We start from the raw sequence: 13,044 nt of genomic DNA, 5'->3' as shown, positions 1-13,044 counted from the left end.
TCACGCTCGACTGGCCCGGCATGGCGTCTCAGATGGCGGGCCCGAACTGGATCTGGGAAGGCCTGCGGCCGCTGGTGAGTCTCGGATACGCCGACGACCATGCGCGCATCGGGACAGAGTCCTCGCGCTACCTGACGGATGCGAATGGCTGGGAGCTCACGATCGCCAATGTGTTCTCGCTGCGCGGGGGCCACTACGAGGATCTGGAAGGCCATATCGTCGACGATACCGACGGCTGGGGCGTCGGCATTCCGATCGGGCAGATCGCGGGCGTTCGCTACGACTTCGCTCACTTCCCGCAGGCCAGCGACAGCGACCTCCCGGATGTCGAGCGGCATTCGGCGTCGGTGTGGATCGACGTGATGAAGGTGTGGCGGAGGACGCGATAGTGGCGGCCGGGACGCGGTAGCGCGCCGCGTCACGGCCTGCCGCCTGCTGCGCTTCCCGGACTCGCGCTAACGCAGCAGCATCAGTTTCGCCGTCCGGCTCTCAGAAGCCGCTTCGAGCCGGCACAGATACAGACCGGGGCGTACGCGACGTCCCGAGTCGTCCACTCCCTCCCAGCGCACGCGGTGTGCGCCATGTCCCACTTCCCCGTCCAGCAGCGTCGTCACGCGCCTCCCACCGGCGTCGTACACGTCGATCCTCGCCCGCCCTGCCCGTGGCAGCTCGAATTGGATCGACGTGGACGAGGTGAAGGGATTGGGCGTCGCGCCGAGCAGGCGGGCCGGGGAGACGGGGTCCTCGGCGGCGGTCACGGTGGCGGCGACGCGCATGAAGTACACGTCCTGCTCGCCGTTGAAGGTGGCCGCCCAGGCCAGGTCGGCGCCGTCGTCGCGGGAGATCATGTGGTAGTAGTCGCCGATCTTGTCCTGACGCGGATATCCGAGCGACGAGTTCCACACCGGGCTCGCCTGCTCGTTGGGCGACCACGTGGCGCCGCCGTCGTAGGAGGACGAGAAGTAGAGCGCGCACAGGTTGCTGGTCGCCTGGCCGCGCGTGTCGTTCCAGACCGCGTCGATGCGGCCGTTGGGCGACACCGACATGGTCCCGAACCATTGCAGCGCGTTGTTCCCGGCTGGGTCGTCATTCACACGCACCGGCGTGCTCCAGGTCTGCCCGCCGTCGGTGCTGCGGATGAACATGACGTCGAGCGGATCGGTGGGCGTCATCACCGACGCGAGCACGTACACCCACCCATGGCGTGGTCCGGCGGAATGGTCGACCGCGATCCACAGCTGGCCCAGGAGCCCGACGGGATTCGGCCCGCCGGTCTGGATCGTCCCGCCGAGATCGATGGGAACGCTGACGAAGGTCGGCGCCACGGCGGCATTCTTCGCGTTTGTCGAGCGCGCCACGTAGCACGGGCTTCCCAGATCACTCATGCCGGCGACGTACAGCGTGCCGTCGGGACCGACATCGAGCGTGCCCCAGATCGGCGAGTTCGGAATTGCCGATGGAAACTCCCAGGTCGCGCCGTCGTCGTTGGAGCGTGAGAAGGTCAGCCCCGGTGAAGGATTCGAGGCGGTGCTCCACGCCTCGTACACGTGGTCGTGCCCCATGCCGCCGGTTCGATCGACCGCCATCCACTGCTTGTCACCGCCGTACGCGGGGATCTGGGGGCCCCAGGTGGCTCCGCCGTTCGTCGAATGGAAGACGCTGCAAGCGAGATTGTTGGCGAGGCTGTTGTAGATGAACCGCCCTTGCGCGTCGAAGCTCAGCACCGGATCGCTGCGGAAGGTGCCGGGCTGGATCTTCCCCGTGGTCCAGGTCAGGCCGCCGTTGGTCGAGTATCCGTACCCCGCCTGCCGGAAGTTGGAGTTGATGGAATCGAACTGCCGCCAGCCGATCGCGATCCGGCTGATGTTGTTGGGATCGACGGCGATCGAAGGCTCGTTGGCGGCGTCGTGGATGATGTTCGCGCCGAGCGGGTTCACGTTCACCTGCACGCTGGTGAAGCGCCCGTAAGTCACCGACGCGGCCATCGACGTGGGCTGGGTCAGCGAGGTGGTGAGATCGGGAGGATCGTCCTCGACTTCGGGCGGGAGTCCCATCACCGACTCGTAGGCCTCGCTCGTCGCGGCGGGACGTGCCTGGATCGTCGCCGCGACGATCAGGAGCGCCGCGAGTGCAGCGCGAATGGCTCTGGAGATGTGTGGGCTGTCCGGGTCGCCGCTCATTGGCCCTCCCTCACCCGGTTGCTGCCAGGCTAGCTCATCGACGAGACCCGTCCAGCCCAAGCTCACCGGCGCAGGAGTTAGGGAAACGGACGCTTCACGAAGCGTGTCACCACTGTCCCCGGGGACCGTTGATCTTGCTGGGGCTTAGCGGCGGCGAAGCCTGGCTCGCGCGCGCGACCTCGAACGAGCTGCGCGATCGGCCAATGAAGGCACCTGTCGTGCTGAAGTAGTTCGTCGAGAGAGTTCTCGCACAGCTTGCTGAAACTTCAGCAGCAAGTTGCCTCCGTCTCCTGCATCCCGCAACGCGGCGAGCACGGACCTGTAATACCACAACTGTTCATCTCGGCCGGCATTGAACCGCTTCCAGAGTGCGTCGCCGTGGACCTTGAGATCGGCAAGGGTGTCTCGCAGATTTGCGAGTTTGTCCGCGGTCGCAATGCGCCTTGCTGCCGGGGATCCCTCTCTCAGATGGTGGATGTAGAACTCTTTTCGATCACGCCACGGAGGCTTGGGCCCGCCACGAAAGCCTGGAGGAGTGTCCGAACAACCGCTGACCAACTCCGCCACCCGCTCCCCAAACCTGGCCTCCAGCTCTTCTCTGCTCACTTCCTTCGGGTGATCTTCCAGAGCGTCGTGAAGCAAGGCAGCAATGGCCTCGTCTTCGTCTCCGCCGTCCTCCAGAACAAGCGCACAGACGTAGAGCAGGTGCGTCACATAGGGTGTCGTCTTGCCCTTTCGGAGGTCGTGTCGGTGAAGCTGGACAGCGAGAGCGAGTGCATCATCGAATCTGGAAGTGAGAAGCGACTTTGCGCTGCCCATGAAGTCTCCCCTTACGGCCCTACACGAAGCGTGGCCGGAATCGATCCAGCGAGTGGTACTGATCGGGCCACGGCAGCGGCCAGCCGAGCTCGAATGCCGCGTGTCGCGTCCAGTACGGGTCCCAGAGATGGGCGCGCGCCAGCAGGCAGAGATCGGCGCGTCCGGCGGCGAGGATCGTGTTGACGTCGGCGTACGACGAGATGTTGCCGACCGCCATCGTCGCGATGCCGACCTCGTGGCGGATGCGGTCGGCGAAGGGGGTCTGGAAGATGCGGCCGTAAACCGGACGCTGGTCGGGCACGGTCTGGCCGGCGGAGACATCCACCGCGTCGCAGCCGTTCGCCTTCAGCATTCGGGCCACTTCCACCGCGTCTGCGGGGCCGTGGCCGCCGGGATACCAATCGACCGCCGAGATGCGCACCGACATCGGCTTCTCGGCCGGCCACACCCCGCGCACCGCCTCGAACACCTCGAGCGGGAACAGCATGCGGTTCTCGAGCGATCCTCCATAAGCGTCGGTGCGACGGTTGGTGAGCGGCGAAATGAAGCTGGCCAGCAGGTAGCCGTGCGCCATGTGGATCTCGAGCAGATCGAATCCGGCGTGCTCTGCATGGCGCGCCGCGCGCACGTGATCGGCGATGACCTTGTCCATCTCCTTGCGCGTGATCTCGCGCGGCACCTGGCTGTGGGGGAAGTACGGGAGCGCCGACGGCGCGACGATCGGCCAGTGGCCTTCTTCGAGCGGCTGCACGTCGCCTTCCCACATCCGTCGCGTGGCCCCTTTCCGGCCCGCGTGTCCGAGCTGGATGGCGACCTTGGCCCGGGTCTCACGGTGGATGAAGTCGACGATCCGCTTCCACGCGTCCGCCTGCTTGCGAGTCCACAGCCCGGGACAGCCGGGTGAGATGCGGCCTTCCGGGCTCACGTCGGTCATTTCGGCGAAGACCAGGCCGGCGCCGCCCACCGCGCGGGTTCCGAGATGCACGAAGTGCCACTCGTTGGGCATGCCGTCCACGGCCGAGTACTGACTCATCGGCGAAACCACGACCCGGTTCTCGAGCGTCAGGGAGCGGAGCTTGAAGGGCGTGAACATCGGCGGCGGGGCGGGCGACGGCGCGGCAGCGACCAGATCCACGCCCGACTGCTCGCTCGCTTTCCTGGCGAACCACTCGTCCACCTTGGCGACGAACGCGGGATCGCGGACCTTCAGGTTCTGGTGGGTGACGCGCAGGCTGCGGGTGAGCAGCGTGAACGCGAACTGGATCGGCTCGAGGCTCATGTAGCGCTCCGTGTCCTCGAACCACTGGAGGCTGGCCTGCGCCGCGCGCTGGAGGCTCTCGACCGCCGGGCGACGCGCCGCTTCGTAGGCGGCGAGCGCGCCGGGAATATCGGGCTCTCCGCTCAGCGCCGACGCCAGCGCGATCGCGTCCTCCATCGCCAGCTTGGTGCCCGAGCCGACCGAGAAGTGCGCGGTGTGCGCCGCATCGCCGGCCAGCACGATCCGGCCGTGCGACCATCGAGCGTTGCGGATGGTGGGAAAGCTGCGCCAGATCGAGCGGTTGGACAGCAGCCGGTGGCCTTTCAGCTCCTCGGCGAAGAGCCGCTCGCAGAAATCGATGGTGGCGGCCTCGTCGGCCCCTTCCAGGCCTGCGTCGCGCCAGGTCTCCTCGCGCGCCTCGACGATGAAGGTCGACCGATCGGGCTCGTACTGATAGGCGTGCACCCGCCATAGCCCGTGTTCCGTGGATTTGAAGTAGAAGGTGAAGGCAGGGAACGGCCGTGAGGTTCCGAGCCACACGAACTTGTTGGGCCGCGTGTCGACCGTGGGCTCGAACTGGGCCTGGTAGCGCTCGCGCACCTGCGAGTTGACCCCGTCGGCGGCCAGCACCAGGTCGGCGTCGAGCGCCTCGAGGTCGGTGACCTCGCGCTCGAAGCAAAGTTGTACGCCCACGGCGCGGCAACGATCGGCCAGGATCTCGAGCAGCGTGCGCCGCGAGAGACCGGAGAATCCGTGGCCGGTCGAGGTCAGAACCTGGCCGCGATAGTGGATCTCGATGTCGTCCCAGCGATGGCTGCGAACGCTCATCGCTTCGGTGACGACTGGATCGGCGTCACGCAACGCATCTTCGGTCGCGTCGGAGAACACCACGCCGAAGCCGAAGGTGTCGTCGAGCCGGTTGCGCTCGTAGACCACGACCTGGTGACGTGGATCCGCCCGCTTGACGAGCGCGGCGAAGAAGAGTCCGGCGGGTCCGCCGCCGACGCAGGCGACCTTCACGGGTCGCGGGGCCCCGTGTCAGCGCCGCGCGTGATCCGATGCGAGTTCGCGGTCATGCGGCGCGAAGCTACCACGTCACGCGCGGCCGCCCGGAATGCCGGCGCTCCCCAGGCGGCGAAGGCGGAACGCGAGCGTCAGCAAGCAGCTGAACCAGACGATCACCGTCACGCGTTGCACCAGGCCATGCCATCCATGGAGAGGTCTTCCGGGGCCCACCGCGAACGTCGACGAGGTCAGGAAGAGGCCGAGCATGGCGATGCCGCTGATCAGGACGAAACGCCACAGGTCCTGGAAGCGAGGATCGAGCGCCAGCCGGCGTGAAAGGGCCACGAGCCCGAACGCGGCGGCGAGGAAGTGCATGATCGCGGCCATGATGTGCTCGGTGGTCGCGATCGGCTTGCCGTTCACCCGGGTCCATGGAAACGCGCCGGCCAGGAAAGCTCCGAAGGCCGCCACCGCCAGCAGACCGATTCCCGCTCGCCCACCGGGGCAATGCGCGACGCCGCGATCGAGCGCGAGCACGAAGGCAAAGAGCAGCCAGGCGAACAGGATGAAGTTGAAGTTCTGGATCCATCCGAGCCGCCACGCGGCGAGTGCGCTGATCGGCATCGCGATCCGGCTGTAGTCCGGCTGCAGCAGCTCCTGGACGAGGACGAGCGAGGTGAAGAGCACGGGGCCGACGATCCCTGCGGCGGCGAGCCATCTCTGCGACAAGGCCATGGCGCCGGGAATCTACCGCAGGGACCGATCAGCTGGCGCTACGCCTCCGAGCCATCGGCGGCGGCGCGAACGAGCGCTCCACCGATCCTTGGCGGCGTTCCGCCGGCCGTGAGACCCGGAGCCGGGTTCCGATCAGCGCTCCGAGTCCGGCGAGGACCAGCGGGAAGAGAATCGACCCCATGAGTCCGGGCTTGCTCGCCATGATCCAGACCACGCCGAGCGCCGCGCCGTTCATGGCGAAGACCGGCGCCCACAGCGAAGGACCGGCGAGCAGCGCCCGCTCGTCGGCGCCAACGACTCCGTGATTCTCGGCCGCCATGCGTCGCAGCTCACCGAGCCTGCGGCCTGCGGTGAGCGGATGGACGATCATGAGCAGCACCGTCGCCGCGATGCCGCAGATGACCCATGGTGCACTGAAGCTCCACAGCTTGTGCGTCATGTAGATCCCGCTCGCCCCCATCATCAGCAGTCCGCCGATCAGCATGCCGCTGACCTGCCGCAGGAGATCGAGCCAGGGCCGCGCTTCCTGCCACGTCGTGGCGGCGCGCAGCCGGCGTCCGGCGTTCTGCAGCAGAATGAAGGCGCCGAAGAAGGCGATCAGGCCCAGCAGGTGAACGAACAGCGCGAGGTTGTAGACGATCATGATGGTCTCTCCCACCGCGGCACGTGAACGGCCACACCTTCAACATGGGTGGGGTTCGGGCCGGAATTCAAGCGCGAGCTGCGAGGCCATGTCAGGCCGGAGCGAACTCTGATCGCCTCGCTACGGTGTTTTCCGTAGTGACCATTCGTCGTCAGCCGCCCCGCCGTCCTCAGCGTCCCCCGAACGAGAACACCAGGCCCACGTCGGGCGACCAGTCGGTCGCCTTCGATGTCAGCCCGTACCCTGAATTGACCCGCAGGTAGCCACGGGGCGAGAAGTGCCACTGCACCTCGCTGATCAGCTCCACCTCGTCCTGCTCGCCTTCGATGCCGGCGTAGACGCGCCAGTGCGAGTTCAGGCGCTTCAAGTACTCGACCGCGTACTCGCCCGCCTCGAGCGCTTCTTCCTCGGCGCTGTAAGCAAGAGCCAGCCGCCCGATGAGGGTGCCCCACGAGAGTCCCTTGATCAGACCGAACCCAGCCTTGTACTCCCAGTCGGGCGTGCCGATCAGCCGCGCGTCCTCGTTCGCGGGCGGCGTGAGCTCGAAGAAGCTGAACAGCTCGGGGCGCGTCGCGGTCTCGTGCAGCATTCGCCAGTCGAGCTCGACCTGCCAGTCGCCCTGGCCCGATTCCTCGATCTTCTCCGGCATGCTGGAAGGATCGTCGGGCGCCTTCTCGAGGGTCGCGGTGATGATCGCTGCCTCGAGCTCGATGGCCAGCCGGTCGGAGAAGCCGTAGGCCAGGAAGATGAGGCCCTCCGTCGCACGGTACTTGCCGCGGAACTCCTGCTCGAGCCCGTGGCCGAACTCGAAGGGCTCGTACTCGAGATCGTCGTCCACGTAGTACTCGACGAACGGCGAGACCAGGAGCTCGCGCGGCCGCACATACGTTCCGAAGATCGAGGTCCACACGCCGCTGCCGCGGTCGGCGAGCCAAGGCCGCGAAGGATCGGGCGGTTCCAGGATCGGCGCAGGCTGCGCGCCGGCCACCACCACGCCCATGACGACCGCCAGCGCCGCGAGCCCCCCGATCGTTCGCTTGGCGCTAGTCGACATGCGTCAGCTCGACGCGCTCGCCGCCGTTGCGCGTCGCGATCTCGAGCACCAGGCCGACGCCCGGCGCGTAGAACTTGTACGAGCGGTTGCCGGGCTCGATCGGCGTCCACTCACGGGTCTTCAGGCAATGCGCGTAGGTGCCGGCCGGAACCGTGAGGGTTTCGTCGAGGCTCACGACTCGCGCCATGTCCTCGACGATGCCGGGCGAGTCCTCCTGCTTGTACTGATCGCCGGCCTGCGGGCGAGCCAGCATGATGATGCCCGGCCTGGCGCCGTTCTTTCCTGCTTCCCACGAGCCGGCGGTCGTGACCAGCGTGCCGTGGTCGTACTCCTTGGTGTCCTCGCCGAAGTACCACACGTTCCCGTCCTTGTCGGCCGCGTACCAGTCGAACGTGTCCTCGGCGAGCGAGCCGTCCTCGAGGAACACCTGATCATGGACCACGATGGTGGCGACGCCGACGATCGTCTTGGTGCGGTGCGTGATCTCGACGACGTTGCGCTCCTCCCCGTCCTTGGAGATGCCGCGATAGGTGTATGTCGTGCCTGGCGCCAGCGGGAACAACGGATTGGCCGCCGGGTTCGCGAAGTTCGCGGCGTCGAAGGGCAGCGTGACCAGGTTCGAGCTGACCCCGGCCAGGGCTCCGTCCTGATCCGGCGCCGTGGCGAGGGGATTGGCGTTCCGGCCGCAACCGAGGCCGAGCAAGGCGAGCGCGAACAGGCCCGCGTGAACGATTCGAGCAGCCTTCATGGGATCCTCCTTCGTGGCGCGGACGCGCGACGTGTCCGCGGACGTCAGAGGAGCCCGTGAGTGCCCGGGCTTGTGACAGGGTTCAGCGCGACGCCAGAGGAATGCGCCAGGTTCCATACCCCAGCGGCTCGGCGAGCGTGACGCGCGAGCCCTCCTTGCGAAACCGCGGCACACCATCGACCTGAACCTCGACGAGGGGCGCCCCGCGAGGGACATCGATGTCGATCGCCCCTCCCAGGTGCTGCACCTGCACGCGATCCACGTCCGAGGTGAACGTGGCGCCACCGCTCGGCGCACGGATCGACAGCGTTGCGCCTTCGATCAACCGCACCGTGACCAGGCCCTCCTGACCGCTCGGCTGAAGCTCGATCATCAGCCGCTCGCCCGGCGTGATCGCGATGCCGGCCACGTTCGGCTCTCCCGGCGCCGTCTCCGGAGCCGGGGCCGGGTGCCGCAACCGCGCGACGACCTCGCGCAGCAGGCGGGGCACCGGCGAGCCGGGAAGCGCAAAGGCCGCGCCTGCGAGAGCCGCGGCGAATGCCGCGGCGGCCGCCCAGCGCAGGCGCGCCGGGCGCCGCTCGAACCCACGCGCCGGGTCATGAAGCCTCGCAGGAGCCGTCCGGTCCGCCGCGACCGCGACCACCGTCTCGACATCGAGCGCGGGCGCCGGCATGTCGAGCTCGCGCAGAAGGTCTTGCGTTCGCCGCTCCTCGTTCTCGGCCTCGAGCCGCATGCGTGCGCATGCCGCACAGGAAGCCAGGTGCTCGAGCGCGGCGGCGCGCTCGGCCGGGGACATCTCGCCATCGGTCAGTCGCTGCAGGCGCTCGTCATCGAGATGCATCGCGCCCCTCGTAGGCGGCGAGGAACGCGCGCCGCGCGCGGGCCAGCAGCGTGCCGACGCTGGCCTCGTTCATGCCGAGCGCCACCGCGATCTCGCGATAGGGATAGCCTTCGGAACGCAACACCAGGAGCTGCCGTTCGCGCTCCGTCAGCCTCTCGAGCGCGGCGCGTACGGCACGCCGGGTGGTGTCGGCCGCGGCCGCCTCGCCGAGCGTCACGGGCGGAGACGGGGGCGCGGGATTCGCGTGGGTCAGGATCAAACGCGCGCGGCGTCCCCGCGAGGCGCGCTCGTTGCGGAGCCGATTGAGCGCCACGGTGATCAGCCAGGCCTCCAGCGCGTCGGGCAGCGCGCCGCGCCGATAGAGACTCACGAATGCCTCCTGCACCAGATCGGCGGCCAGCTCCGGGTCTCCGCTCAGGCGGACCATGACGCGCAGCAGGCGCGGATGATGGAGCCCGAACAGCTCCACGAACCGGTCGTGGAACGATCGGATCGACTCCGCCGATGAGCCTTCGCGGGCTCCGGACTCGCCAGATCTCGCCAAATGCTTGCCTCCGGTCCGTCGCCGCGATGGCCCCTGCCGAGGAACCCGCGACCGGCCCGATTCGTGACATGACGCCCGCCCCGAGGCGCGGCCGCTACCAGCGCCAGTCGATGCCGATCACCAGCAGCGCGGCCGGCCGCAGCTCCACCCCCACCTGCTCCCCGGTGCTGGGATCGTAGGCATAGGTCAGCAGGTTCTCGCGGCTGAAGAGATTGCTGTAGGTGCCGAACAGGGCAATCGATCCATCGCGTCCGGCCACCCTGGCGTGCCAGTGTTTGCGCACGCCGAGGTCGACGCGAGCGTAGGCCGGGAGCGGGGTCCCGCCCAGCGGCTCGTTCCCGTAGTGCGGGCTGCCGCCGAACTCGCAGCCCTCGTCGAGCAGGTTGCAGGACTCCCACTCGAACGCGGTCGGGATCGACGTGGTGCGACGACCGGTCTCGACCCATGCGCCGAGCCGCACCGAGCTGGTGGCGCTCGGGTGAACGATGACGCCGCCTTCGAAGCGATGCTTCGCGCCGTGCTCCGGCACGTAGCTCGAGTCGCCGTAGAAGAGCCTGACGTCCTGCCAGCCGTAGCTGGCGACCACCGCCCAGCGCGCCGAGCCCGCGGCGAGGTCGAGCGCGATGCCCTGCGAGCGGCTGCTGCCGATCACGAACCCGCCGGTGCTGAATGGCTCGCCGTCGCGCGGCGCGACGAGCAGCAGGTTGCGCGAGTCGCGATCGTAGGCTTCGAGCCCGAGCCGTATGCCGGCCCGCCATCGCCAGTCGGCGGCGATCAGTCGCTGGTCGCTCTCGGCCACCGGGATCCCGGCCGCGGCGCTGCCGATCGTGACGTCGGCCGGGAACACATGGTCGACCACCGACTCGGGGTTGCGCAGCGACTGGGCGTACTGATGCGTGCGCAGATAGGCGAGGAGGAACGTGAGGCTCGGCGACTTGTTCCAGCGCAGACGCACCTGCGGCGCCGCACGCGTCAGGCCTTCGGCGAATTCCGCCGGGATGTAGCTGTCGAGCTCCATCCCGGCGCCGACGTGCAGCGTCTGCCGCACGGCCAGCGTGGCGATCGGAAAGTCGGAATCGAGCGCGAAGGGTACGCCCGCCGAGTCGGGAACGGTGCGGTAACGGGTGCGGCTCGTCCTCCAGTCGAGCTCGAGCGCGCTGCTCGCCAGGGCGCCCTCGCTATGCAGCGCCAGCCGCACGCCGGCGTCCTGACGTTCGCCCTCCATCGAGAGCCGACCCACCGGCATGTCCCAGTCCGCGGTCGCATCGCCGCTGGCCGACCAGCCGAGCACGCGGATGTGATCACGGCGCCAGTCGAGCCCGAAGGAGCGTCCGTCCCAATCGAAGTCGTTGCGCGGCGCCGCGGGAGGGGTCTCCTCGGCGGCGGCGGCGGTGCCGATCTGGTTGGTGTTGCCGTAGTAGAGCGCACGCGCGCGCCCGCCGAAGGCGGGAGTCTCGAGCTTGGCGAGAGCGTCGCCGACGCCACCGGAGAGGTACGAGCGCTCGCCGCTCGGCGCCACCAGATCGTGCACGCCGCCGCGGGCGCTGAGCACGTAGCCGCCGCCGGCCAGCGGCCCGTCGAACGTGATGCGCGCCTGCGTCGTGCTGATGCTCCCCTGGGAGCGCGCCACCGGACCCGGCTCGCGCGTGACTCCTTCGATCGTGCCCGACAGCGCCCCGGGCGCCGAGGACCATGGGTCGCTCGCGCGCAGGTAGACGCGCGAGAGCGCATCGGTGTTCCACGCGCTCGAGATCCCGCCGGCGTGATACGGACTCAGGACCGGAACGCCGTCGATCAGGAACGCCGTCTGATCGGCGGCGCCGCCGCGGAGGTAGACGCCGCCCGCGGTCTCGGGCCGGAGCGAGGCCTCGCCGCCCTCGAGGGCGTGGAATCCTTCGGGCTCGGCCAGGAGCGGATGGTTCGCGATCGCGGTGCTCGATGCTTCGCGGTCGGGGAACACGGTCGTGCCCGGCTCGACGCCGCGGATCGTGATGGGCGCGCGCACCTCGACCGAATGAGTCGAGACGGGCTGCGCCCGAAGCGCGACGTCGATGGACAGCGCCCCCGCGCTCGGCACCAGCGCGTGCAGAACGCGCGGCGAGTATCCGAGCAGGCGCACCTCGAGATGATGCGGTCCGGGAGGCACCGGCGACAGCACGTACCGCCCGGCCGAGTCGGTGAGCGTGCCGCGCTCGAGCTCGGGAAGGAGCACGGCCGCGCCGGCCAGCGGCTGCGCGGTCTCGGCGTCGCGAACGGTGCCGGCGATGCCGGCGGAGCCCGATGGCGCGGCAGCCAGAAACGCCAGCGCAAGGAGAAGGTCCATGACTTCCTACCCTAGAGAACCGATGGGCTTTACGGAAGGCCGGGAGCTACCGCGCGGCGGTATCGGCCTCCTCGCGCAGCAACTGGCCGGCGATCACGAGATGCTGGATCTCGGTGGTGCCTTCGTAGATGCGCAGCGCGCGCACCGCGCGGTAGAGCCGATCCACCGGATGCGATGCCATCACGCCGGCGCCGCCCAGGATCTGAACCGCGTCGTCCACGATCTTCTGCGCCGCTTCCGTGGCGTGGGCCTTGGCCATCGCGGCTTCGAGCGTGACCCGCTCGGCGCCACGATCGGCTTCCCATGCCGCGCGGTAGACCAGCAGGCGCGCAGCGGTCAGCTCGGTGGCCATGCGCGCCAGCTTCTCCTGCACCAGCTGGAAATCGCCGAGCGGCTTGCCGAACTGGTGGCGCGAGCGCGCATGGCGCAGCGCTTCCTCGAGCGCGCGCGCGGCCATGCCGCATGCCGCCGCGCCGACCGTGGCGCGCAGCCGATCCAGCGTGCCGAGACCGATCCCGAACCCCTTGCCTTCTTCACCCACGCGGTTCTCGAGCGGGACACGGCAGCCGTCGAACTGGATCTCGCCGAGCGGATGGGGCGCGGAGAGAATCTGCGGTCCGACGAAGCGCAGACCGTCCGAGTGCGCGGGCACGACGAAGCAGCTGATGCCCTTGCTGCGCGCACCGAGATCGGTGGAGGCGAAGACGGTGTAGAAGTCGGCGATCCCCGCGTTGGAGATGAAGGTCTTGAGCCCGTCGAGCACGTAGCTGTCGCCGTCGCGGACGGCGGTGGTGGCGATCGCCGACACGTCGGACCCTGCCTGGCGCTCGGTCATCGCGAAGGCCGCCATCGAGCGGCCGCTCACCGCCGGGAGCGCGTACAGCTCGCGTTGCT

At 68.7% G+C, this 13,044-nt stretch carries 12 protein-coding genes; 1 reads left to right on the top strand and 11 read right to left on the bottom strand.

Annotation, left to right across the window (positions count from 1 at the left end):
• On the top strand, positions 1–389 hold a 389-nt coding region (locus tag VFQ05_05660; GenBank protein HET9326240.1), incomplete at its 5' end, for a hypothetical protein.
• Positions 390–455: 66 nt separating this feature from the next.
• On the opposite strand, the gene VFQ05_05655 is transcribed toward VFQ05_05660, so the two are convergent.
• From VFQ05_05655 to VFQ05_05605, 11 genes are all read right to left on the bottom strand, one after another.
• Positions 456–2,180: a FlgD immunoglobulin-like domain containing protein gene (locus tag VFQ05_05655; protein HET9326239.1), complete on the bottom strand. Its 1,725-nt coding sequence runs from the start codon at positions 2,178–2,180 to the stop codon at positions 456–458.
• A 144-nt stretch (positions 2,181–2,324) separates the two neighbouring features.
• A complete protein-coding gene (locus VFQ05_05650) occupies positions 2,325–2,999 on the bottom strand; it encodes an HD domain-containing protein (GenBank protein HET9326238.1) in 675 nt (224 codons plus the stop codon).
• Positions 3,000–3,018: 19 nt separating this feature from the next.
• On the bottom strand, positions 3,019–5,277 hold the full coding sequence (locus tag VFQ05_05645; protein HET9326237.1) for a bifunctional salicylyl-CoA 5-hydroxylase/oxidoreductase: 2,259 nt from the start codon (positions 5,275–5,277) through the stop codon (positions 3,019–3,021).
• A 75-nt stretch (positions 5,278–5,352) separates the two neighbouring features.
• Positions 5,353–5,991, bottom strand: coding sequence for a DUF998 domain-containing protein (locus VFQ05_05640; protein HET9326236.1), 639 nt, complete (start codon positions 5,989–5,991; stop codon positions 5,353–5,355).
• A gap of 34 nt (positions 5,992–6,025) precedes the next feature.
• Positions 6,026–6,640, bottom strand: a complete 615-nt coding sequence (locus tag VFQ05_05635) for a hypothetical protein (protein ID HET9326235.1) — start codon at positions 6,638–6,640, stop codon at positions 6,026–6,028.
• Between the two features lie 169 nt (positions 6,641–6,809).
• Complete coding sequence (locus VFQ05_05630; GenBank protein HET9326234.1) at positions 6,810–7,694, bottom strand: hypothetical protein; 885 nt, start codon at positions 7,692–7,694, stop codon at positions 6,810–6,812.
• Positions 7,684–8,442, bottom strand: a complete 759-nt coding sequence (locus VFQ05_05625) for a hypothetical protein (GenBank protein ID HET9326233.1) — start codon at positions 8,440–8,442, stop codon at positions 7,684–7,686. Before VFQ05_05625 ends, VFQ05_05630 begins: the two co-directional genes overlap by 11 nt.
• An 82-nt stretch (positions 8,443–8,524) precedes the next feature.
• Positions 8,525–9,283 carry a zf-HC2 domain-containing protein gene (locus VFQ05_05620; GenBank protein ID HET9326232.1) on the bottom strand — a complete coding sequence of 253 codons (759 nt, stop codon included), beginning with the start codon at positions 9,281–9,283 and terminating at the stop codon, positions 8,525–8,527.
• Positions 9,270–9,827 carry a sigma-70 family RNA polymerase sigma factor gene (locus VFQ05_05615; protein ID HET9326231.1) on the bottom strand — a complete coding sequence of 186 codons (558 nt, stop codon included), beginning with the start codon at positions 9,825–9,827 and terminating at the stop codon, positions 9,270–9,272. Before VFQ05_05615 ends, VFQ05_05620 begins: the two co-directional genes overlap by 14 nt.
• A gap of 94 nt (positions 9,828–9,921) precedes the next feature.
• The gene (locus VFQ05_05610; GenBank protein HET9326230.1) at positions 9,922–12,150 is read right to left on the bottom strand and encodes a TonB-dependent receptor; all 2,229 of its coding nucleotides are present in this window, start codon (positions 12,148–12,150) and stop codon (positions 9,922–9,924) included.
• Between the two features lie 46 nt (positions 12,151–12,196).
• Positions 12,197–13,044: acyl-CoA dehydrogenase family protein (locus VFQ05_05605; GenBank protein HET9326229.1), on the bottom strand; the 848-nt coding region annotated here is incomplete at its 5' end.

The sequence above is a fragment of the Candidatus Eisenbacteria bacterium genome (genome assembly GCA_035712145.1).
Classification (GTDB): domain Bacteria; phylum Eisenbacteria; class RBG-16-71-46; order RBG-16-71-46; family RBG-16-71-46; genus DASTBI01.
The sequence above is the reverse complement of the archived record's forward strand: the minus strand, read 5'-3'. Positions and strand labels throughout refer to the sequence as shown.